This is a genomic window from Fontimonas sp. FW305-C-3 (assembly GCF_058783185.1).
This window is the reverse complement of the sequence record NZ_JBYSYK010000003.1, coordinates 74,930-95,591: the sequence shown is the minus strand read 5'-3', so window position 1 is coordinate 95,591 and position 20,662 is coordinate 74,930. Positions and strand designations below refer to the sequence as shown.

Sequence of the window (20,662 nt, the reverse complement as noted above, 5' to 3'; positions counted from 1 at the left end):
CTTTAACGGTTTTGAAGGCCGCGGCGCGGGCGCTATTTCAGGTACGAGCGCATGACCCTGACGGCGACATCGAGATCTTCGTCATTGGCATGTTTGGCCGGCTGCAGATGTTCGCGCAGATGGCCTTCAAGCACCTCGGCCATCAGTCCGTTGACTGCGCCGCGCACGGCGGCGATCTGCTGCAGGATCGCAACGCAGTCGGCGTCGGCATCCAGCGCTTTTTCGACGCTGCTCAGCTGACCCTGGATGCGCCGTACGCGGCTGAGCAATGGCTTCTTTTCGTTGACGGTGTGTGCCATGGGCCTGGTTTCTGAATATACTGGGGGTGAGTATATATCCAGAACGACAGATGTCCATGACGACGCATTCCCACGCCTTCAATGAAGGCAATCCGCTGGCCGAACGCCGCACCCGCTGGGCCGTCGCGCTGACGGCCGCAATGATGGTTGCCGAAATCGCCGGCGGCCTGGTCTACAACTCGATGGCGCTGCTGGCGGACGGCTGGCACATGAGTTCGCACACCTTGGCACTCGGCCTCGCGGCCTTGGCCTATCTGCTGGCGCGGCGTCTGGCGGGCGACCGCCGCTTTGCCTTCGGCACCTGGAAGATAGAAATCCTCGGCGGTTTCACGAGCGCGCTGCTGTTGCTGCTGATTGCGCTGTCGATGGCCTACCACTCGGTGGAAAGGCTGCTGTCGCCGTCGGCCATCCAGTACAACCAGGCGATTGTCATCGCGATCGTCGGGCTTGCAGTTAATCTGGCCTGCGCCCGTCTGCTGCATGCCGGGCATGGTCATAGGCACGATCACGGCCATCATGCCCACGACCCTGCGCACGGCCATTCGCATGACCACGCGCACGAAGATCTCAACCTGCGCTCCGCCTACCTGCACGTCATCGCCGATGCAGTGACTTCGGTACTCGCGATCTTCGCGTTGATCGGCGGCAAGCTCTGGGGCGCGGACTGGCTCGATCCGCTAATGGGCATTGCGGGTTCGGCATTGGTCGGCGTCTGGGCGATCGGCCTGCTCCAGTCGACCGGTCGCGTGCTGCTGGATGCGGAGATGGACGCCCCGGTCGTCGAGGAGATCCGCGAGGTGATCGCGGCGAGCCCGGTGCCGGCGCGCATCACCGATCTGCATGTCTGGCGCGTCGCCACGGGAAAGTACGCCTGCATCCTCGGTCTCGCGGTCGATGGCGACGCATCGGCGGCCGATTTTCACCGGCAGCTGGCCATCCATGAAGAATTGGTGCATGTAACGGTCGAGATCGCGCCCGCGGTCGCGTAGCGGCCTTGCCGTCCGCACGGCACAATGGATCGCAACGACCTTGTCCCTGCATGCGGCTGACGATCACGGATCGCGTGCCGCCGGAGTTCTTCTGTGCAAACCACCTTGTGGCTGGGCCACCCGCGCGGCCTGTCGACGCTGTTCTTCACCGAGATGTGGGAGCGCTTCAGCTATTACGGCATGCGCGCCATCCTCGTGCTGGCGATGGTCGCCGCGGTGCAGGGCGACAACCCGGGCCTGGGCATCAGCAAGGAAACCGCGCTGGCAATCTACGGCCTGTATACCTCGGCGGTGTATCTGTCGGCGCTGCCGGGCGGCTGGATCGGCGACCGGCTGATCGGCCCGCGCAACGCGGTGTTCTGGGGCGGCGTGATCATCGCCTGCGGACACTTCAGCATGGCACTCAACTCGACGCCGAGCTTCTTCATCGGCCTGATCCTGATCGCGCTCGGCACCGGCCTGCTCAAGCCCAATGTCAGCGTGCTGGTCGGCAAGCTGTATGACGACGCCGAGAGCGCGCGCAAGGATGCGGCTTATTCGCTGTTCTACATGGGCATCAACATCGGCTCGTTCCTCGGCAAGCTGCTGTGCGGCTATCTCGGCGAGAAGGTCGGCTGGCACTGGGGCTTCGGCGTTGCCGGCGTGTTCATGGTGCTCGGCCTGATCCAGTACAAGCTGTCGGATCGCTTCCTCGGCGACATCGGCAACGCAGCGGTGACCAGCGGCGATGCGACGCGCGATGCACAGGTCTGGCGCCGCGGCTGGACCGCGACGGCGATCTTCGTCGCCGGCGTGGCGAGCGTGGTATTCGCGGTGCTGATCGGCGCGCTCGTCATCGACGCGGTCGCGCTTGCCAAGGTGGTCGGCCTGTTCATTGCGCTGCTGGCGTTTGCCTGCTTCGCGGGCCTGTTCCTGTTCGGCGGCCTGACCGCGCTGGAGAAGAAGCGCGTCGCGGTGATCGTCGTGCTGTTCATCGGCGCGGCGCTGTTCTGGAGCGGTTTCGAACAGGCCGGCTCGAGCTTCAGCCTGTTCGCCAAGGAACACACCGATCGCGTCGTCGCCGGCTGGGAGTTGCCGGCGTCCTGGATCCAGGCGGTGAATCCGCTGCTGATCGTGATCCTGTCGCCATTCTTCGCCGCGCTGTGGGTGCATCTGGGCAAGCGCAATCTGAATCCGTCGACGCCGGTGAAATTCGGCCTCGGACTGCTGCAGCTGTCGATCGGTTTCGCGGTGCTGGCCTGGGCCTCGGTCTACGTCGCCGCCGGCGAGAAGGTCGCGCCGACCTGGCTGCTGCTGACCTACCTGTTCCACACGATGGGCGAGTTGTGCCTGTCGCCGGTCGGTCTTGCCGCGGTCAACAAACTGTCGCCGGCGCGCTACCAGGGACAGATGTTTGGCATGTGGTTCACCGCGTCGGCGCTGGGCAAGCTGATCGCCGGCCTGCTGGCCGGACACCTGGCGCAGGATGCCAATGTGTCCGGCATGTCGGATCGCTTCCTGTTCGTCTTCTTCACGACGGCCGGCGCCGGCGCGTTCATGCTGCTGCTGGCGCGGCCGGTACAGCGCCTGATGGCGGAACCCAAGCCGGCCTGAGCCGGAACACTCGTCTCAGGGGCGCTTGCCCAGCTCGGCTTCGATCGCCGAGACCAGGCGGGAATCGTCGGTTGTGACGTCGGGAGCGAAGCGTGCAACGACCTGGCCGTTGCGGCCGATCAGGAACTTCTCGAAGTTCCACAGCACGTCCGCATTGTTGCCGCTGTCGATGCCGTACTTCTTCAGGTTCTCGCGAAACGGTCCGTCGCCCTGTGCTGTCGGCTGCGCCTGGGTGAGCGCCGCATACAGCGGATGCTGATCGTCGCCCTTGACCGAGATTTTCGAGAACATCGGAAAGTCGACGTTGTAGGTCAGGGAGCAGAACTCCATGATTTCCTTTTCCGTGCCCGGTTCCTGGCCCTTGAAGTTGTTGGCCGGGAAGCCCAGCACCTCGAAGCCGTCCGCGCGCTTGCTGCGATAGAGCTTCTCCAGTCCTTCGTACTGCGGCGTCAATCCGCACTTGGAAGCGACGTTGACGACCAGCAGCACCTTGCCGCTGTACTCGGCCAGCGTGGTCTGCGCGCCGTCGATCTTCTTGAGGGGAATGGACTGCAGCGTCTGTGCCATGGTGGATTCCGTTTCTGCTTGAGGGGCTTGGATGATAGGACGGTTTGGCCGATGCCGGACAGGTACCGCGGACTGCTGCCGGAACGGGCGTGGAACGGCACTACACGCTGGGCATGAGCTACCGCTACAGCGCGCGCGTCGACATCAACGCCTATTACTGCAAGGGGCCGGAGAACACGGTGCGCGGGCAGAACTCGATTCCGCCGAACCAGCTCGGCAGTCCCTTGCCGCCACAGAGTCTCGGCGGCGGTGAAGCCGACATCACGCTCTCCGGAGAATCCGCGGGGCTGTCCTTGAGCTACCGGTTCTGAAACGCGGCCGCTCGCAGATTGCGTGATCGCCGCGCCGGAGAGTGCAGGCTGCAAAACGATACGCCCGTCGCTGGCTGAAGACGGCAGGCGCGGAGCTTAGGAACGATTCTGGCGGGGGCTTGGTATCCGCGCTATCGCGGAACGACAAAACGGAGAGACCGATGAAAAACACCCCCATGCTTGCAAGCGTTCTGCTGTTCCCGCTCGTTGCATCCGCCGCCGCGCCTGATCAGAAGTTCTTCGACAAGGCGGCAATCGCCGGCATGTTCGAAGTCCAGAGCAGTGAGATCGCCGCACAGCAGAGCACCGATCCGCAGATCACTTCGTTTGCCAAGATGATGATCGCCGACCATGGCGCGGCGCATGCGAATCTCAAGGCATTGGCGACCACCAAGGGCGTTACGCTGCCTTCGACGCTGGACAAGGATCATCAGGAGAAGCTCGACAAGCTGAAGGCCGCGGCGCCGGGCAAGGAGTTCAACGAGGCGTACGCCGACTTGATGGAAGACGGCCACGACGACGCGGTCAACCTCTTCGAGGATGCCAGCGACGATGCGAAGGACAAGGACGTCCGCAAGTTCGCCGCCGAGACGCTGCCGACGCTGAAGCGTCACAGCGAGCACGCCGAGAAGCTTGATGCCAAGGATGTTGCTTCCTGAGCAAGGCTGCAGCAGCGCACAGAAGCCCCGCATCGCGGGGCTTTCTTCTTGGCCGAAGCTTGAGCGCTCCGCAGGTATGTTTCTTGTTGGCCCAGGATCAAGGCGCCGCAGATGCGGCACATGAAGGAGACTCCGATGAGCCGCAGAAGTGCACGTGAAACCTCCACCTCTCCCAAGATCGCGCGGCGCGACGGTCGCAATCCCGCGCCATTGATGTTCGAGGCCGACGGCGAGTCGATCGACTCCGCAGACGGCGCGCCATTCCCGCGTGAGCGCGTCGCCGAAATGGGCCGCAGCGGCGGCGAGACCGCGGATGGTCATGTGACCGCCGACGATCTGTCGCCGGAAACCCTGCTCGACGACGACGCATCGCGCTCGCCGGCGGTGCAGTCGCGGCGGGAGCCGAACGATACGCAGCTACGGCACAAGGCATCCGAGCTGGGGCTAGGAAGAGGCCTGGACGAAGCCGAACTGGCGAACCAGAAACCGGTCGGTCATGCGGAGGCCGCGCGGCTGAAGCGGCGTTCGGAAGAGCATGCGAGCGATGCCCGCTTCATGGAGCCTGCCGGCGCGGCAGAAGCGGCGCAGCGACAGCGTCGCGAGCGTCGTCATTGAGTTCGCTGACGCTCAGTTCGTGCCTTTTCTGATCAGCGTGATGCGCCCGCTGCGTTCGAGGCGTATTTCGGCGAACGGCGACAGATCGCGTTCGCCCGCCTCGCGAGCGGCTTCGAGCAGATCTTCCTCGGTGAGCAGCGCACGGCGCATCGCTGCCGCATCCGTCCGGCCGTCCTGCCACAGCAGCCGCACCGGGTTTTTGAGGATGCGCCCGATCAGCGGCGATACGGCGGCCAGCCACGCGACGCTACGATGCATCAGCACCAGCGTGGCGCAGGCGGCCATCGTCGGCCAGAACGGCGAGGCGCCGACGATGGCGCGCGCGCCGACCGCGCCGAGCAGGATGGTGACGACCACATCAAACGGAGAGCGCAGCGCGAACGAGCGCCGTCCGGCGGCACGCACCATGATCAGGACGAGCACGAAGACCACGGCTGCGCGTGCGCACATGTGCAGCGTATCCAGATCGTCTCCGGTGCCGAAGAAATCGAGAACCCAGCCTTCCATGTGCGCCTCCTGAGGGGAGCGCGACATTTAGCGGGATGTTCATGAAGTACGGCTGAAGCAAGCCGCTCCGGGTCAGGCCAGTACGCGGCGCTGGCTTTGTTGCGGTCGGGCGGGGACACTAGAGGTCCGTCCGATTTTATTTCCCCTTGTGAGCAAGGATCGCAAAGACGACGAAGAACAACCCGCCGCCGGCGCCAAGCGCTTCATCAAGCTGGCAGGGATGACCGCGTCTCTGGCCGGCCGCTTCGCCGGCAATGCGATTGCCAACTCGTTCCGCAACGAGGAGCAGCGCGATTCCGCACGCGATAGGCTGAATGCCGAGGCCGGCGCGCAGCTGGCGCAGACGCTGGGTCAGCTCAAGGGTGCGGTCATGAAACTCGGGCAGCTGGCTTCGCAGGCCGCCGATTTCCTGCCGAAGGAAATTGCCGAGCCGCTCAAGCAGCTGCAGAAGGATGCGGCGCCGATGTCGTTCGCGGTGATCAAACGGCAGATCGAGCGTGAGCTGGGCAAGCCAGTCGACCAGCTGTTCCAGACTCTCGATCACAAGCCCTATGCGGCGGCGTCGATCGGTCAGGTGCATCGGGCGGTGCTGCACGACGGCCGCGAAGCGGTCGTCAAGGTGCAGTACCCCGGCGTTGCGGCTTCCTGCGACAGCGATCTCAAGCAGCTGAAGCTGGCGCTGCGCACCGCGCGCCTCGTCAGAGTCGACAAGACGGTGCTCGACAACCTGTTCGAGGAAATCCGCACGCGGCTGCACGAGGAGCTGGACTACGTGCAGGAAGCGCAGAACATGGCGCTGTTCCGCGACTACTATGCCGACGATCCGCTGATCGTGATTCCGTCGACGGTGCCGGAGCTATGCTCGCGGCAGATCCTGACGATGATCCTTGAGCCGGGCGACACGCTGGATGTCGTCGGTGCCAGCTACGATCAGGAGCTGCGCAATCAACTGGCGCTGCGGCTGTTCCACTTCATGTGCCGCTCGCTGTTCGGGTTGCATGCCGTGCATGCCGACCCCAACCCCGGCAACTTCGCGTGGCGCCGCGACGGCTCGCTGGTGGTCTACGATTTCGGCTGCATCAAGCGGCTGGAGCCCGGCATCATCGCGACCTATCGCAACACCGTGCGCGCGGCGCTGACCAGCAACTGGGCGGCGGTCGATGTCGGCCTGATTCGCCTGGGGGCACGGGTGCCGGGCACCAAGCCGGTCGAAGGGGCGTTCTACGAAGAATGGCAACGCATCGTGATGCGGCCATTCCTGTCGGATGAGCCGTTCGATTTCGCGACCTCGACGATGCACACGACGGCTGCCGCCAAGAGTACGGAAGTGCTCAAGCGCATGGATCAGTTCCAGCCGGCGGTCAAGACGGTGTATCTCGACCGCATGGTCGGTGGACACTACTGGACTCTGGTGAAACTGAAGGCGAAGGTCGCGCTCGCGCCTTTGCTGCGTTCCTATCTGCAGTCCGGCTGAGTATCGGTAATCGCCTCAAGCGGCCAGCAGCCGTATCGCGCCGTAGACGAGCCCTGCCAGCGCCGCCGCGCCGATCCCCAGGATGACGTAGGCGCCCTTGGTCATGTCGTTCTTGATCTTCTGGAACGTCGCGCGGCTGTTGACGTTGGGAAACGGCGTCGCGGGAATCGGCAAGCCGAGAAACGCGCACAGCGGCGGCCAGCCCTGATCCGCCGTGAACAGCAGCAGCCGATCGGCCGGAATCGCTGCCCGGATGGTTTCGATGTGCTGCTGGTAGTAAGCGATGGCCTGTGCGCGATGGCCCATCGTTCCGAGGTGGCCGCGCTGCCAGATCAGCTTGCGCGCCATGGCGCCGAACTTGCGGCCGAACGGTGTGACGGCCTCGAGCACCTTGAACTGCCACATCGTCTCGGTGAAATAGATCGTGTCCATCGTGCTCTCGAACCAGGCCTCCGCACCCTTGGGATGCAGCGTGAGGATCACCTTGGCCTGCGGATACTCCGCGGTCAGCTCGCGCCAGACCACGCAGGCTGGGTTGTCGACGGTCGCCTTGTAGCGCGCGAACACCTGATCCCAGTCGTGCCGGCTGCCGGATGCGCTGTTGGCGACATCGAGCCAGAAATCCAGATGGGTCTTGTTAGCCTTGTTATTCAGCACCTCGAACATGTGATAGCAAGGGAAGCCCAATTGATTGAGCGCTGCGTACAGCGATTCGGTGCCGGTGCGGCCAAAGCCGACGCCGATGATGTCGAGTGCCATGATTTCCCCGGATGTGCGAGCCAGTATTCCCCGGCCCGAAACTAGCAAAGCGGCAAGCACCGCGCCATCGCAATTCAGGCAGCGTTCCCCGAAGCGGTGTTAATCAGGTGATGTGTTTCACAAGGGAGGACGACATGAACTGGACGCTGCTGGGAATCGTCGTGATGATTTTCTTCATCATCGCCGCGCCGTTTGTCGCGCTGCGATCGGTGTCCTACCTCCAGGCGCGTCGCGAAGCGATGCGTGCCAAGCCGCTGCCGGACGACGAAAACGATCCGGACAAGCCGACCGGGTTCTGGTGAAACGGAGGTCAGGTAAGCGGCGCGCCCCACGGGCCTGCCGTGGGCGCGCGACCGCCGCGCGAATGAAGCCCGCGAATCAATCCGACTTGGGCGGATTCTTGCCGAAGGAGTGCCAGGTTTCGATCTGGCCTTTCTGGGTCCAGGTGCTCTTGTCGCACTGCGTGGCCGTCGGGCGCTGCTGAAGAATCTCGTAGGCGCAACGCATCGCATCGCTGTTGTAGCCGGAGTAATCGACCGGGCGCGGGTAAGGGGCGCAACCGCTCTGTTCCATGGTCCGGATGTTCTGCTCGATCGCCTGCAGGGTGTTCGCTGCCGTCTGGCCGCTGGATGCGGCAATGCCGGGATCTCGCGCGGTGACGGACAAGGTCTTCGCGAGGGCAACTTCCTTCAGGTTGGCGTCGATGGCGCTGGCATAGACGGCGCAGGCCGCCTGGTCCGCCGCGAATGCCGGCAGCGACAGCGAGGCGATGCCGGCGCAGAGAAGTAGAGGTTTGCAGTTCATGGCTGGACTCCTGTGTCGATATTTCCGCTCTTCAATCGAGCGCAGGACGAAGCGTGCGTCAGGCGAATCGTTCGTTCATTGCCGATGGCACCACCGGTGCGGCAACCGGCAAGGCGGGGAAATCCGCCTGCTCCCAGCCATCGGTGACGCGCCAACGCCACAGGCTTTCGCAGTGGATGCACTCGTAGGTCGTGACTCTGACGAATCCGAACGAGAGGGCGCGTGCGAGATAGCGCTGCAGGTGCGGCGGAATGTCCGATCGATTCGGCATCAGGGCCAGTTTTCTGCACGCGTCACAGTGGTTCATGGCAGCGTTTCCTTACAGGTGCCGGCGCAAATTGAGGCTTGCCGGCTGACGGTCGGCTGAATGAAAAACGGCGCTGTTGTTGCGGGACTCCTGCATTACGCGAACTCAGTTGCGGAAGTCTTTCATTCGGCATTGTTAAGGCGCCGTGTACAGCTGCCAGTCGGCATTCGCGGCATGCCGCGGCAAATCGTTAAGTATCCGTAAAGCCCAATTATCGGTAACTGATTGCGGCAACACGGTAAAGCCTAGCTGGCGATCAAAACCCGATCGAAAACCAGAGATCAAAGGCCTACTTCCCCCTAGAGAATCCGGAGGCACTTTTTATGAGCAAGCACTATTTTCCGAAGCTTCTGTTGGCGACTGGACTTCTGGTGACGGCAGTCTCGGCGCAGGCCGACCCCGATGCGCGGGCAGACCGCGTCGAAGCCCGCGGCGAGCGCGCCGCGGACCGTCTGGATGCACGCAGCGAGCGGGTCCAGGAACGCCTGGACAAGAAGAGTGACCGCGTCGAGGATCGCCTTGAAAAGCGCGCCGACCGTCAGGCCGATGCCGGCAATGAGGCCGCCGCCAAGGCGCTCGATAATCGCGCCGAGCGCGCAGAGAATCGAATCGACCGTCGTAGCGACCGTGTAGAGGATCGCCTCGAGAAGCGCGGCGATCGCATCGAGGATCGCGCCGAGCGTCGCGCCGACCGCATCGAGAAGCGTGACGGTAGCGAATAACTGAGCAGCCACCAGTCTGCCCGGCAGACCGATCGCTGAATCAGTGTGACGGCCGCGTCTTCGCCCTCAAAGGCGGAGGCGCGGCTTTTACGTTTGGCCGCAGTGTGCTGCGAGCATCCGCCACTCGGCTTCCGAGACAAAGGGCTGATGCCCGCCCCGAATCTTCACGAAGCTGAGCCCGCCAAGGCGCTGGGATTGCTCCTGGTAAAACCACCGGCCCGGATCTCGTTCTCCGCAGAGCGCGAGCACTCCGCAGGAGATTGCGGGCCAGTCGACGCCCCAGGTCCGGGTCAGTACCCGCTGAGCCTCTTCCAGCATGGTCTTGACCGCTTCGTCCTGGCGCATGCCTTCACGGGTCGCGTCCACGAACAGGTCGATCTGTATCCTGGTCCATCCTTCGCTGCGTTCCGCGCCGGCGCAGAAGGCCGCCGGATTGCGCTTGAGGCGAGCCGCCAGTTGCTTGAGTACCGGGCGGATGGCTGCGAGTTTCGTCAGCATGCGCAGCCCGGTGGGCGTGGTGCGCCAGGCCTCATGGGTGGAATCCGACGAGGCATTGACCAAGCCCACGCCCGTCGTGCGCGACGGCGCGAGTGCGGCCACATGCAAGGCATGCGGGCCGCCGGCCGACATGCCGATGATGCCGAATCGCTCGATCCGCAATGCGTCCGCGAGCTGCAGCAGATCGCGCGCGAATCTTTCGAATCCCGGCTCCGGCGACCTTGTCGAGTGACCGTAACCGGGCCGATCCACGCCAATCAGCCGGAGCCCGAATTTCCTGGCGTATTCGTCGGCGTAGGCTGCTTCCAGCCGCGAACTGCCGGCGCCGTGAAGATAGAACACCGGTGCACCGGAAGCATCGCCGTAGCTGTTCCAGGCCAGATACCGGCCATCCGGAAGCTTGAACAATTGCATTGTCAGAAGTTTCCGCTGAGGCGCACGGTCAGCATGCGTGGCGGGATGTAGCTGTAGGTGTCGCCGAGGGTCGGATTGTTCGAGACGTTGCTGAGGCCGCGTTCGTTGCTCAGGTTGCTCAGGCCCAGGCTCAGTTCCGGCAGCCAGGGCAGGTTGAGGCTCGACAGCGAGAGATTGGCATCGACCGTGTTGTAGTCGAAGACCATCGCACCGCATTCGATCGCATTGCAGGCTTCGCTGCTGTACGTATGACGCACGGCGGCCACGGCTTTCCAGCTTTCCAGCGGCAGCACGTAGGCGATGCTGGAGCTGGTCTGCCAGCGCGGCGACAGCGGCCATGGCGAACCTGACGGTACATCCACGCCGGTCGAGGAGCGGAAATCCTCGGTAGTGTAGGTGTCGTTGTAGGAAGCCGATGCGCTCAGCGTGAGGCCGTTGAGGAACGGCACCAGCCAGCGCAGCGAAAGCTCGGCGCCGCTGCCGTTGACGCCGCCGACGTTGTCGATGAAGGTGGCAAGGCCGTCGGCGGTCTGCTGGAAGACCTGCGGATCGGTCCAGTCGATGAAGTAGACCGAGGTATCGAGATACAGCGTGCGGTCGAACCACTGGCTGCGCACGCCGAGTTCGTAGCTCCACAGGCTGTCCGAATCGAAAGTCTCCGGCACCTGGGTGGTCAGCGTCGAGGTGTTGAGCTGGATGCCGCCGAAGCGGAATCCGCGCGATGCGGTCAGGTAGCTGAGGATGTCGTCGGTGACATGCACGCTGATCGACAGCTTGGGGCTGATGCCGCTTTCGTCGACGTCGCCATGACGCACCGTCTGCGTGCCGCCGGTCTGCGCGACATACAGGGCGCCGGCCGTCGTGATGTCGCCTTCGGATCCAGTCTGGTAGTAGCGCGCGCCCAGCGTGACCTCGGTGCGCTCGCCGAAGCGGCGCGTCAGTTCGCCGAACACTGCTTTCTCGGTCAGGCTCAGATCGCCGGCGAGGTGGATCGCCACGATCTTGTCGCCGGCGCGTGCCATGTTCTGCTCGCAGGGTTTGGCGAGGATGCCGGGCAGGGGATAGATCGGCAGGCCCGGCAGATCGAGCGCGCCGTCGGAGCAGTCGAACAGCTTGTTCTGGTAGTAGAACAGACCGGCGAGCCACTTCCAGGGGCTGTCGCCGTCATCCGCCGACACCAGGCGCAACTCCTGCACGAACGCATTGCTGTGGTTGTAGCCGGCGATGCCGAGGATGGGAATCTGCCCGCCCGGAACGATGCGCGAGGTATCCAGGAAGGCCTGATATTCCTTCTCGAAGAACGAGGTCTGCGAGATGAGGTCGGCCCAGGTGAAGGCATATTCGAGGCCGAGGTTGGCGAGCTTGTAATCGGTCTCGACCGGGCTCGGGCGCGGTGTGTTGCTGCGTTCGAGCACGCCGTCGGCATTGGTCGTGAACGCGACGTCGTCCTGCAGCGAGTGCTGGCCGACCAGCATCACGTTGACGCGCAGGTCGCTGGTCGGATGCCAGCCGAGCATCGCGCGCCAGCCGTACTGACCCGTCGAGTTGACATCGTCCTTGCCGGACTGCGTGTCGTCGATGAAGCCAGGGCTGTCGCGATGAAACGCCATCAGACGGACCGCGGCGATATCGTCGCCGATCGGCGCATTGAGAACGCCGCCATAGGTCCAGCCGGCGTCGCCGTCATCGATGTAGTTGTTGTACTGCGCGAAATACTTGACCTGCGTCTCGCCGAACTGCGGCGCTTCCGGCACGTAACGGATCATGCCGTTGAGGCCCGAGCCGCCGAACAGCGTGCCCTGCGGTCCCTTGAGAACCTCGACGGTCGCCATGTCGAAGGGATTCGGGTCGAGCTGGACCTTGGGAATGAAGGTGTCGGAAAACGGGATGTCGCCAAACAGCGTGCCGGCGGTGAAGTTGACGTTGACGTCCGCCGCGACGCCGCGGATCGTCAGGCGCTTGGCCTGGCCGAGTCCGTCGTCGGTGAGGTTGACGCCAGGCACCTGGGCGACGATCTGGTCGATCGACTGCACACCCTCGCGTTCGAGATCTTCACCGGACAGCGCGGTGACCGTCGCCGGAATCTCGCGCACCGACGTCGCGCGCTTGGTCGCGGTGACGACGATCTCCTCCAGCTGCATCGGCGCATGTTCCTCCGTGATGGAAGGCGCCGCGGCTTCCGCGCGCAGCGGTTCTACCTGGATCACATCCTCGACCGTCGGGATCGATTCACTCGCCGGTTCCGCTGTGGGCTCAACGGTCGGTTCCGGGCTCGACGGCAGATCCTGAGCCCAGGCCGGTAGCGTCAACAGGCACAGCAACAATAGGCGCTTCATGATTTTCTCCGGCGGCTGCGCAACTGCGGTAGCAGGCTGTCGATCAGGGTTTCCAGCGTGTTGCGAAAGGTCTGCTCGTCCGGCAGATTCGCGATCAATCGTCCGTGAACTGCCTGGATGTGCGGCAGTTCGCTGGCCTTCATGCCGGTGAACAGCCGCTTGCGGCGGGCGACCCATTGATTGGCGTTCCAGTCGCGGGCGAGCTGGGCGCTGGCGCTGCACATGACGTCGAGCACGCTGACCGCCATGATCGCGGCCTCGGGATCGACGCCGGAGCTGCTGAGCAGTGCGAGTTCGCCTTCGAGCCGCTTCAGGCTCCAGATCCACGAGACCGAGCCCGGGATCTGGTCGAGCACCTGCGGATGGCGCGCGAGTACGGTGCGCATCGCCATGAAATGCGTGATCAGCTGGGCGCGTGCGTCGACCCCTGGAATGCTGCCGGGCAGCGGCACGTTCGCGAGCAGGCGGCGGCTGATCTCTTCATTGAGCGCGGCGATGCTCGGAAAGTAGTTGTAGATCGTCGAGGCCTGCACGCGCAGGGCCTTGCCGAGCGCGCGCATCGTCAAAGCTTGCGGGCCGTCCTTCTCCACCAGCGCAATGGCGCCGGTAATGATCTCGTCGGCGGTGAGCTTGCGGGGGCGTCCGGGGCTGGCGCGCTCGGCAGTAAGCATCTGAGTCTGGTCTGATCTGAGCATGCGCCGCTCCATGCAATTTATGAACCAACGTTCATTTACGATATTAAATGACCAAGTGTTCATAAACAACGCAGGAAAGCACCCAGGACGCTGGGAGATTCACGCCTGGCCAGAGGGCAACTTCTGCTTCAGCTGCTGGGCAATCTGCTCGACCCGTTCACGGTTGAGCGGGTAGCTCCAGACGATGGCGGCGGCACCGAACAAGCCGACAGCGGGTAGCGCTGCCGCCGTCAGCTTGATCCCCCACACGCCGCTCGCGGTCTGCGTCGCCGCCGTGGGCTCGAAGCCGAAGGCAGCGGCGAGTGCGATGCCGCCGGCGGCGGAAACGCCGCCGAGGGATTTCTGCAGGAAGTACAGCAGCGAGCCATAAAGGCCAGACAGGTCTTCGCCGGTCTGCAGGATCTGGTAGTCGACGATGTCGGCGGACATCGTGAAGACCAGCACGACGGCGCTGAGGCAGAACAGCAGCGACGGATACAGCACGAAGGTCGCCGCCAAGGCCGCAGGGCCCGGTTCGACGAAGGTAAAACCGAGGCTGGCGAAACCGCCGATCGTCAATGCCGCGGCCAGGACGCGATGGCGCTCGAAACGTGCACCCATCGCCGACCAGAACGGCACGCCGCCAAGCGTCGTCAACAGCGCCAGCGCCATCAGGGCTGGGAACTGCTTGCCCAGGCCCAGATAGACATCGACATAAAGGTAGGACGTCGACGTCGCCAGCATCGCCAGCAGGTTGATCGGCAGGAAGGCGGCCAGCAAACGCAGCAGCGGTGCGTTGCCCCGCACCGCGCGCCAGGTCTGCGCGAGGCTGTAGCGTTGCTGTGTTGGCGGCGCTGCGGCCTGACCGGCGGGCACGCGGGTGACCGTCAGCAGCGTCGCGAGCGGCAGGGCGACGACGCAGATCACGGCGGCGACACCCAGCGAGCGGAAATCCAGTTCGCTGCTGTCCGAGTAGCCCAGCTGCATCGCGATGTACGGCGAGACGAAGAACAGCAGCGTCCCCATCAGCAGCGACAGCACACGCCAGGCCTGCACGCGGGAACGCTGCGCATAGTCGGTCGATAGCCCGTAGCTCCAGGCCTGCAACGGGATCTCCATCAGCTTCCAGCCGATATAGGTGACCGTCATCCAGATGCCGAAGTAGACGATGCCGACGCCGCCGGGTGGCCGGAACAGGAACCAGACGCCGAGCATCGACAGCAGACAGCCGGCGATGATCCAGTGACGTCGCGTGCCGCTGCGCGCATAGCTGCGATCCGACAGATAGCCGATCAGCGGATAGGTGACCGCATCGAGAATCTTGCTGAGCAGCAAGGCGACCGACAGGGCGCCCAGTGCAAGCCCCGCGTGCTTGGCATAGATCGCCTGGATCTGACCTTCAGGACCGTGCATGAAGCCGAGGATCAGCGTCGGCAGCGTGAACGAGATCAGCAGGCTGCGGCGCAGCGGCGTGGAAGTCTGGGCATCGTGATTCATGCGGCACGCTAGCCCGCCCGTGGCCGGCGCTGAGAGTGGTCCAACCACTCGCGGCGCCGGCGCGGTTGCGGGCCGGCCGACTCAGCGGCGCGGCGGCAGATGGTTGAGGCGCACCTGGACGTAATCGAGATGATCGCTCGCGGCGGCCGCGGCCGCGGCGGCATCGCGCGAAAGAATGGCCTTGAGCAGCACGCGATGCTGGTTCTGGACCTCTTTGGTCACCGACGACTGCAGGTTCGTTCCGGCGTGCGTCAGTTGCATGTGCTCCAGCAGCAGCTGGTGCAGCGACTGCATCAGATAGGCGAAGACCGGATTGTGCGTCGCTTCGGCGATGACGTGATGAAACGCAGCGTCGGCGCGCAGCTGCTCTTTGCGGTCGGTGCCGGACCACGCACGCTCGACCGCGGCACCCGCGGCTTCCAGCTGCGCACGATCCTTGTCGTCGTGGCGCACGGCGGCCAGCTCGGCGGCGCGGCGCTCGATCATGTGGCGGAACTCCAGCAGGTCGCCCTGCAGGTCGTCATGGCGCAGCGCCATGTCGCGCCAGATCTCGACGCCGAGGCGCGCGTCCGGCTCGTTGACGTAGGTGCCGCTGCCGTGGCGGCGCGTCAGCGTGCCCTTGGCGACGAGCATCGCCAGGCCTTCACGGATCAGCGAACGCGAGACCTGCCAGCGTTCGGCCAGGTCGCGCTCCGAGGGCAAACGCTGGCCCGGCGCGAAGTCGCCGCGCTGGATGGCGCGCTCCAGCCGTCGCGCCACCGCTTCTGTTCCGCCTGTGCTGCCTGCGCTCACGAATGCCTCGGGAAAGTGGTCAGACCACGATACCGCGGCGTCGGCATCGGAACAACATTCCGTCATAACAGTCGAGGAGAGACTCCGCATGCGCACCCACAGCGCGATTGCCCGCTGCCACAACGTCGATGACCTGCGCCGGCTCGCGCAGCGCCGCCTGCCGGCGCCGATGTTCCATTACCTCGACGGCGGTGCCGACGACGAATGGACGATGCGGCGCAATGTCAGCGCCTTCGACGAACATGCGCTGGTGCCGGACGTGCTGCGCGATGTCGGCCAGATCGACGCCAGCACCTCGTTGTTCGGAACCCGCGTCGCGCTGCCGCTGATGCTGAGCCCGACCGGCATGTCGCGGCTGTTCCATCACGAAAAGGAGCTCGGCGCGGCGCGCGCGGCCGAGCGTGCCGGCATTCTGTATTCGTTGTCGACGATGGCGACGACGAGCCTGGAAGATATCGCTGCGGCGACCGCGGGACCGAAGATGTTCCAGGTCTACATCTTCAAGGACCGCGGGCTCACGCGTGAGCTGGTCAGCCGCTGCAAGGCGGCCGGGTATCAGGCGCTTTGCCTGACCGTCGACACGCCGGTCGCCGGCAACCGCGAACGCGATCGCGTGACCGGCATGACGATGCCGCCGCGGCTCACCGCGCGCAGTCTGATGAGCTTCTTCGCATCGCCGGCCTGGTCGCTCAACTACCTGCGCGATCCGGATTTCAGCCTGGCGAATGTCGTGCATCGGGTTGACGCATTGTCCGGCGGCGCGATGGGCGTCATCGAATACGTCAACAGCCAGTTCGATCGAACGGTGACCTGGGACGACGCGGCCTGGCTGGCGCGCGAATGGGGCGGGCCCTTCGTGATCAAGGGTCTGTCCAGCGTCGGCGATGCGCGGCGGGCCCGCGAGATCGGCGTGACCGCGCTGATGATTTCCAATCATGGCGGCCGTCAGCTCGACGGCAGTCTCGCCGCGATCGACTGCCTGCCGCCGATCCGCGATGCCGTCGGCGATGCGCTGGAACTGATCGTCGATGGCGGCATCCGGCGCGGCACGCAGGTGCTCAAGGCACTCGCGCTGGGTGCCAATGCCTGCTCGATCGGCCGCCCTTATCTGTATGGCCTGGCCGCCGGCGGCGAAGCCGGCGTGACTCACGCGCTCGAGCTGTTGCGCAATGAATTGCTACGCGACCTGACGTTGCTGGGCTGTACGTCCATCGCCGACATACGCCCGGATCACATCCGCCGCGTCGCCGGTCTGCGTGCGGACGCCGGGCACGCCGGAACCTGAGGCGGTAGTCGTGCCCGATCGGTGAAACATTTCACCGGACTGCCATCTTCGCCTGCGATCCTGATCGCTTCGAATTTTTGTCAGGGGTCGCTGAATGCCGCCGTTCACTCGCCGCGCCTTCGTCATTGCGACGGGCGCGACTCTGGTCAGCCTGCTGTCGGGCTGTGGTAGCAGCGGCAACGACGACGGCGGCGACAGCGGTGGGGATGCCCTCGACGCGGCGGATTTCACGCATGGTGTTGCCAGCGGCGATCCCCTTGTCGACGCAGTCATGCTGTGGACGCGCGCCAAGGCGGTGACGCCCGGCGCGACGAGTGCGCGCATCCGCTACGTCATCGCACGCGATCCGGCATTTGCCGAGATCTACACCAGCGGTACGGTACTGAGCACGGCGGAACGCGACTGGACCGTGAAGCTCGACCTGCGCGACCTCGTGCCCGACAGTGCCTACTACTATCGCTTCGAGTCCGCCACCGCCAGCTCGGCGACCGGGCGCACGCGCACCACGCCGGATGGCGGCGTCGATCGTCTGCGGCTCGCCTTCGTGACCTGCTCCAACTATATCGCCGGCTACTTCCACGCCTACCGGCGCGTCGCCGAGCGCAGCGACCTGCATGCGGTCGTTCATCTCGGCGACTACATCTACGAGAACGGCACGCAGGATGAGGTGCGTGCGCATCAGCCCGCGCACGAGTTGCTCAGTCTCGACGATTATCGCCAGCGCTACGCGCAGTACCGCGGCGACGAAGATCTGCTGGAGCTGCATCGCCAGCATCCGCTGATCTGGATCTGGGACGATCACGAAGTGGCGAACAACGCCTGGCGCAATGGCGCCGGCGCGCACGACGATGACGCCGAGGGCAGCTACGTTCAGCGCCGCACCGCCGCCATGCAGGCCGCCTTCGAGTGGATGCCGATCCGTGCGCCGGACGCCGCCGATCCGTCGCGGATCTGGCGCAGCTTCCGCTTCGGCGATCTGGCCGATCTCAACATGATCGATGCGCGGCATTTCGGTCGCGACGAGCCGCTGCCGCCGAACAGCCTGTTCGGCGATGCGGTGCCGGTCTTCACGCAGACCGGCGAGTTTGCCGACGCTGCGCGGCAGATCCTGGGTGCGAGCCAGGAGGCCTGGCTGGCGGAACGTCTGGCAGCCGGAACGAGCCGCTGGCAGCTGATCGGCAACCAGGTCTATTTGTCGCCGCTGAAGCTGCTCGGCCTGCCGCGTGCCGTCAACGGTGGCGGGCTGTATCTCTCCAACGACAAGTGGGATGGCTACGATCCCGCGCGGTCACGCGTGCTCAACATGATCCGCGCGCGCAGCGGCGGCAACGTCGTCATCCTCACCGGCGATGCGCACGAGGCTTACGCCTTCGAAGTCACCGACGATCCCAACGGGCCCGGCTATCAGCCGCTCAGCGGGGACGGGTCGCTGGCCGTCGAGTTTGTCTCCACCTCGATCACCTCGCGCGGCGACCTGCCGTCCGGCAATGGTCCGACCGCGCTGTTCGCCCAGCTCACCGCGAATGCCGAACAGCTGCTGCGGCTGACCAACCCTCATCTCAAGTACTACCAGAACACGCTCAACGGCTATCTGTTGCTGGATCTGACGCCGTCGCGATTGCAGGCAGAGTTCTGGATGGTGCCGCGCGTCACCGAGCGCAACGACGAGCAGTCTCTCAACAGGGCTTTCACGGTGGAGAGCGGCAGCAATCACCTCGTCGCCACGAGCGAGGCATCGCCTGCGATTGTCGGTGCGCCGCCGCCGGCTCCGTCGCTCAGCGATGGTGTTTCGCAGGTTGCGCCGGGCTTGCAATAGCAAGGTCATGCGCAGCCTTTAGCTTGCCGCAATGCTGCCGCGGGGCGGTGTAGATACTTGGGGGGTTTTATGGATCGTCGTGCTTTTCTGCGGGGAATCGGTTGGGTGTCGGGCAGCGCGCTGCTGCCGCTGCTGACGAGTTGCAACAGCTCGGAGGCCGTGTCGGGCGGAGCGGGTGAGGGTGATGTGCCGGCGCAGTTCCTGCACGGCGTCGCCAGCGGCGATCCGCTGGCCGACCGCGTCATCCTGTGGACCCGCGTGACGCCGGAGGGCGACGCGCCCGTACGGGTCCGCTACCGCGTCGCGCGCGATCCGTTGCTGTCCGATGTGCTGATCGACGCCTATGTCGTGACCGACGTCACCCGCGACTTCACTGTGAAAGTGGATGCCGCCGGCCTGCAGCCCGCGACGACTTATTACTACCAGTTCGAGGCCGGCGCGCTGCAGTCGCCGATCGGCCGCACGAAGACCTTGCCGATCGGTGCGGTCGAGCGTCTGCGCTTCGCATTCACCTCATGCTCGAACTATCCGGCCGGCTACTTCAGCACCTATCGCCACATGGCCGCGCGCACCGATCTCGATGCCGTGTTCCATCTCGGCGACTACCTCTACGAGGGTGGCGGCGGTGGCGTCGACGGCCGGGATCACAGCAAGGGCGCGGAGATCGTCACGCTCGACGACTACCGTGCACGCCATGCACAGTATCGCGGCGATGTCGACCTGCAGGTGATGACCCGCCAGCACGCGATGATCTGCGTCTGGGACGACCACGAGTCGACCAACGACTCCTGGTCCGGCGGCGCGCAGAACCATCAACCGGAGACCGAGGGCGACTGGTTCGAGCGCAAGTCGGTCGCGATCCAGGCCTACTTCGAATGGCTGCCGATCCGCCTTGTCGATCCCGCGGATCCGCAGCGCATCTGGCGCCAGTTCGTGTTCGGCGACCTGGTCGATCTGATGATGCTCGATACCCGGCTTTACGGTCGCGACGAACAGCTGCCGCAGGCGCTGCTTGGCGAGGTGAACGATCCGAATCGCCAGCTGCTCGGCGATCGCCAGCAGGACTGGCTGTCCGCGCGCCTGGTCGAATCCGCGGCGCGCTGGAAGCTGCTTGGACAGCAGGTCATGTTCGGTCAGCTGCGTCTGCTGACGCTGCCGCAGGTCAGTCTGCTGGGCGTCGAGCTGCTCGACGAACTGCTGGCGATCAACCCCGATCAGTGGGACGGCTATCCGGCCGCGCGTCAGCGCGTGTTCGACGTGATCGACGCCGGCCAGGTGCAGAACCTCGTCGTGCTGACCGGCGATATCCATTCTTCATGGGGCATCGATCTGTTCCGCGATCCGGGCGAGCTGGCAAACCTGCTCGCCAACATCGTCGGCGATCCGCTCGACCTCGGCCTGATCAAGGCCGACGGCGTGGAGTTCGTGTCGCCGTCGGTGACCTCGTCGGGCTTGCCGGATGGCACGACTCCGCTGCTGCGCACTGTGTTCGGCCTCACCGATCCGCACATCAAGTACTTCGACGGCGAGCGCCACGGTTACGTCCTGCTGGACATCACGCACGAGCGCTGCCAGGGCGAGTGGTGGTACGTCGACAGCATCCTCGATCCGCAGGCCGCCGAGTCGTTCGGGCATGCGCGGTACACGCTCGCCGGCGAGAATCGTTTGCGTGAGGCGGCGGAGCCGAGCGCGCCAAGACTCGGGGCGCCGCCGGCGGCCTGAAGCGGATCATCCTGCGCCGCGA

Annotated in this window: 22 protein-coding genes; 10 read left to right on the top strand and 12 right to left on the bottom strand. The window is 64.8% G+C overall.

Going from position 1 to position 20,662, the window contains the following annotated elements:
- Positions 1-32 precede the first annotated feature (32 nt).
- The gene (locus tag AC3WUF_RS11915; RefSeq protein WP_492425795.1) at positions 33-299 is read right to left on the bottom strand and encodes a metal/formaldehyde-sensitive transcriptional repressor; all 267 of its coding nucleotides are present in this window, start codon (positions 297-299) and stop codon (positions 33-35) included.
- 56 nt (positions 300-355) lie between these two features.
- Between AC3WUF_RS11915 and dmeF the strand changes: the two genes are divergently transcribed.
- Together dmeF and AC3WUF_RS11905 are read left to right on the top strand one after the other, a co-directional pair.
- Positions 356-1,288: a CDF family Co(II)/Ni(II) efflux transporter DmeF gene (gene dmeF / locus AC3WUF_RS11910; protein ID WP_492425793.1), complete on the top strand. Its 933-nt coding sequence runs from the start codon at positions 356-358 to the stop codon at positions 1,286-1,288.
- Positions 1,289-1,381: 93 nt separating this feature from the next.
- On the top strand, positions 1,382-2,881 hold the full coding sequence (locus AC3WUF_RS11905) for a peptide MFS transporter (protein WP_492425791.1): 1,500 nt from the start codon (positions 1,382-1,384) through the stop codon (positions 2,879-2,881).
- 15 nt (positions 2,882-2,896) lie between these two features.
- Here AC3WUF_RS11905 and AC3WUF_RS11900 read toward each other — a convergent pair whose 3' ends face one another.
- The gene (locus tag AC3WUF_RS11900) at positions 2,897-3,448 is read right to left on the bottom strand and encodes a glutathione peroxidase (RefSeq protein ID WP_492425789.1); all 552 of its coding nucleotides are present in this window, start codon (positions 3,446-3,448) and stop codon (positions 2,897-2,899) included.
- 89 nt (positions 3,449-3,537) lie between these two features.
- On the opposite strand from AC3WUF_RS11900, the gene AC3WUF_RS11895 reads away from it, so the two are divergent.
- The 3 genes from AC3WUF_RS11895 (at position 3,538) to AC3WUF_RS11885 (ending at position 5,033) form a co-directional block, all read left to right on the top strand.
- Entirely contained in the window at positions 3,538-3,759 is a 222-nt protein-coding gene (locus tag AC3WUF_RS11895; RefSeq protein ID WP_492425787.1) for a hypothetical protein, read from the top strand.
- Positions 3,760-3,920: 161 nt separating this feature from the next.
- Positions 3,921-4,418, top strand: coding sequence for a DUF4142 domain-containing protein (locus AC3WUF_RS11890; RefSeq protein WP_492425785.1), 498 nt, complete (start codon positions 3,921-3,923; stop codon positions 4,416-4,418).
- 135 nt (positions 4,419-4,553) lie between these two features.
- A complete protein-coding gene (locus AC3WUF_RS11885; RefSeq protein WP_492425783.1) occupies positions 4,554-5,033 on the top strand; it encodes a hypothetical protein in 480 nt (159 codons plus the stop codon).
- A gap of 12 nt (positions 5,034-5,045) precedes the next feature.
- Here AC3WUF_RS11885 and AC3WUF_RS11880 read toward each other — a convergent pair whose 3' ends face one another.
- Complete coding sequence (locus AC3WUF_RS11880; RefSeq protein ID WP_492425781.1) at positions 5,046-5,540, bottom strand: DUF421 domain-containing protein; 495 nt, start codon at positions 5,538-5,540, stop codon at positions 5,046-5,048.
- Between the two features lie 148 nt (positions 5,541-5,688).
- Here AC3WUF_RS11880 and AC3WUF_RS11875 point away from each other — a divergent pair, with 148 nt between their 5' ends.
- On the top strand, positions 5,689-7,014 hold the full coding sequence (locus AC3WUF_RS11875) for an ABC1 kinase family protein (protein ID WP_492425779.1): 1,326 nt from the start codon (positions 5,689-5,691) through the stop codon (positions 7,012-7,014).
- 15 nt (positions 7,015-7,029) lie between these two features.
- Here AC3WUF_RS11875 and AC3WUF_RS11870 read toward each other — a convergent pair whose 3' ends face one another.
- Entirely contained in the window at positions 7,030-7,773 is a 744-nt protein-coding gene (locus AC3WUF_RS11870) for a sulfotransferase family protein (RefSeq protein WP_492425777.1), read from the bottom strand.
- A 134-nt stretch (positions 7,774-7,907) separates the two neighbouring features.
- Between AC3WUF_RS11870 and AC3WUF_RS11865 the strand changes: the two genes are divergently transcribed.
- Positions 7,908-8,075: a hypothetical protein gene (locus tag AC3WUF_RS11865; RefSeq protein WP_492425775.1), complete on the top strand. Its 168-nt coding sequence runs from the start codon at positions 7,908-7,910 to the stop codon at positions 8,073-8,075.
- Between the two features lie 76 nt (positions 8,076-8,151).
- On the opposite strand, the gene AC3WUF_RS11860 is transcribed toward AC3WUF_RS11865, so the two are convergent.
- From AC3WUF_RS11860 to AC3WUF_RS11825, 8 genes are all read right to left on the bottom strand, one after another.
- Positions 8,152-8,577, bottom strand: a complete 426-nt coding sequence (locus AC3WUF_RS11860; protein ID WP_492425773.1) for a hypothetical protein — start codon at positions 8,575-8,577, stop codon at positions 8,152-8,154.
- A gap of 58 nt (positions 8,578-8,635) precedes the next feature.
- Positions 8,636-8,848, bottom strand: coding sequence for a hypothetical protein (locus AC3WUF_RS11855; protein WP_492425772.1), 213 nt, complete (start codon positions 8,846-8,848; stop codon positions 8,636-8,638).
- Between the two features lie 335 nt (positions 8,849-9,183).
- A complete protein-coding gene (locus tag AC3WUF_RS11850; RefSeq protein WP_492425770.1) occupies positions 9,184-9,618 on the bottom strand; it encodes a hypothetical protein in 435 nt (144 codons plus the stop codon).
- Positions 9,619-9,693: 75 nt separating this feature from the next.
- The gene (locus tag AC3WUF_RS11845; RefSeq protein ID WP_492425768.1) at positions 9,694-10,518 is read right to left on the bottom strand and encodes an alpha/beta fold hydrolase; all 825 of its coding nucleotides are present in this window, start codon (positions 10,516-10,518) and stop codon (positions 9,694-9,696) included.
- 2 nt (positions 10,519-10,520) lie between these two features.
- On the bottom strand, positions 10,521-12,854 hold the full coding sequence (locus tag AC3WUF_RS11840; protein WP_492425766.1) for a TonB-dependent receptor: 2,334 nt from the start codon (positions 12,852-12,854) through the stop codon (positions 10,521-10,523).
- The gene (locus AC3WUF_RS11835) at positions 12,851-13,549 is read right to left on the bottom strand and encodes a TetR/AcrR family transcriptional regulator (RefSeq protein ID WP_492425764.1); all 699 of its coding nucleotides are present in this window, start codon (positions 13,547-13,549) and stop codon (positions 12,851-12,853) included. The genes AC3WUF_RS11840 and AC3WUF_RS11835 overlap by 4 nt, the downstream gene beginning before the upstream one ends.
- A 99-nt stretch (positions 13,550-13,648) precedes the next feature.
- Positions 13,649-15,025 (bottom strand): MFS transporter, encoded by a 1,377-nt coding sequence (locus tag AC3WUF_RS11830; protein WP_492425762.1) that lies wholly within the window; start codon positions 15,023-15,025, stop codon positions 13,649-13,651.
- Between the two features lie 81 nt (positions 15,026-15,106).
- A complete protein-coding gene (locus AC3WUF_RS11825; protein ID WP_492425760.1) occupies positions 15,107-15,817 on the bottom strand; it encodes a FadR/GntR family transcriptional regulator in 711 nt (236 codons plus the stop codon).
- An 88-nt stretch (positions 15,818-15,905) separates the two neighbouring features.
- On the opposite strand from AC3WUF_RS11825, the gene AC3WUF_RS11820 reads away from it, so the two are divergent.
- From AC3WUF_RS11820 to AC3WUF_RS11810, 3 genes are all read left to right on the top strand, one after another.
- The gene (locus AC3WUF_RS11820) at positions 15,906-17,102 is read left to right on the top strand and encodes an alpha-hydroxy acid oxidase (RefSeq protein ID WP_492425758.1); all 1,197 of its coding nucleotides are present in this window, start codon (positions 15,906-15,908) and stop codon (positions 17,100-17,102) included.
- A gap of 94 nt (positions 17,103-17,196) precedes the next feature.
- Positions 17,197-18,918 (top strand): alkaline phosphatase D family protein, encoded by a 1,722-nt coding sequence (locus AC3WUF_RS11815; RefSeq protein ID WP_492425756.1) that lies wholly within the window; start codon positions 17,197-17,199, stop codon positions 18,916-18,918.
- A gap of 105 nt (positions 18,919-19,023) precedes the next feature.
- Entirely contained in the window at positions 19,024-20,640 is a 1,617-nt protein-coding gene (locus tag AC3WUF_RS11810; RefSeq protein ID WP_492425754.1) for an alkaline phosphatase D family protein, read from the top strand.
- The last annotated feature ends 22 nt before the right edge of the window (positions 20,641-20,662 follow it).

Excerpts from the sequence above, each read along its gene's own strand:
- AC3WUF_RS11915 (WP_492425795.1), bottom strand. The coding sequence starts at position 299 with ATGGCACACACCGTCAACGAAAAGAAGCCATTGCTCAGCCGCGTACGG.
- dmeF (WP_492425793.1), top strand. The coding sequence starts at position 356 with ATGACGACGCATTCCCACGCCTTCAATGAAGGCAATCCGCTGGCCGAA.
- AC3WUF_RS11900 (WP_492425789.1), bottom strand. The coding sequence starts at position 3,448 with ATGGCACAGACGCTGCAGTCCATTCCCCTCAAGAAGATCGACGGCGCG.
- AC3WUF_RS11890 (WP_492425785.1), top strand. The coding sequence starts at position 3,921 with ATGAAAAACACCCCCATGCTTGCAAGCGTTCTGCTGTTCCCGCTCGTT.
- AC3WUF_RS11885 (WP_492425783.1), top strand. The coding sequence starts at position 4,554 with ATGAGCCGCAGAAGTGCACGTGAAACCTCCACCTCTCCCAAGATCGCG.
- AC3WUF_RS11880 (WP_492425781.1), bottom strand. The coding sequence starts at position 5,540 with ATGGAAGGCTGGGTTCTCGATTTCTTCGGCACCGGAGACGATCTGGAT.
- AC3WUF_RS11870 (WP_492425777.1), bottom strand. The coding sequence starts at position 7,773 with ATGGCACTCGACATCATCGGCGTCGGCTTTGGCCGCACCGGCACCGAA.
- AC3WUF_RS11865 (WP_492425775.1), top strand. The coding sequence starts at position 7,908 with ATGAACTGGACGCTGCTGGGAATCGTCGTGATGATTTTCTTCATCATC.
- AC3WUF_RS11860 (WP_492425773.1), bottom strand. The coding sequence starts at position 8,577 with ATGAACTGCAAACCTCTACTTCTCTGCGCCGGCATCGCCTCGCTGTCG.
- AC3WUF_RS11855 (WP_492425772.1), bottom strand. The coding sequence starts at position 8,848 with ATGCCGAATCGATCGGACATTCCGCCGCACCTGCAGCGCTATCTCGCA.
- AC3WUF_RS11845 (WP_492425768.1), bottom strand. The coding sequence starts at position 10,518 with ATGCAATTGTTCAAGCTTCCGGATGGCCGGTATCTGGCCTGGAACAGC.
- AC3WUF_RS11840 (WP_492425766.1), bottom strand. The coding sequence starts at position 12,854 with ATGAAGCGCCTATTGTTGCTGTGCCTGTTGACGCTACCGGCCTGGGCT.
- AC3WUF_RS11835 (WP_492425764.1), bottom strand. The coding sequence starts at position 13,549 with ATGCTCAGATCAGACCAGACTCAGATGCTTACTGCCGAGCGCGCCAGC.
- AC3WUF_RS11830 (WP_492425762.1), bottom strand. The coding sequence starts at position 15,025 with ATGAATCACGATGCCCAGACTTCCACGCCGCTGCGCCGCAGCCTGCTG.
- AC3WUF_RS11820 (WP_492425758.1), top strand. The coding sequence starts at position 15,906 with ATGCGCACCCACAGCGCGATTGCCCGCTGCCACAACGTCGATGACCTG.
- AC3WUF_RS11815 (WP_492425756.1), top strand. The coding sequence starts at position 17,197 with ATGCCGCCGTTCACTCGCCGCGCCTTCGTCATTGCGACGGGCGCGACT.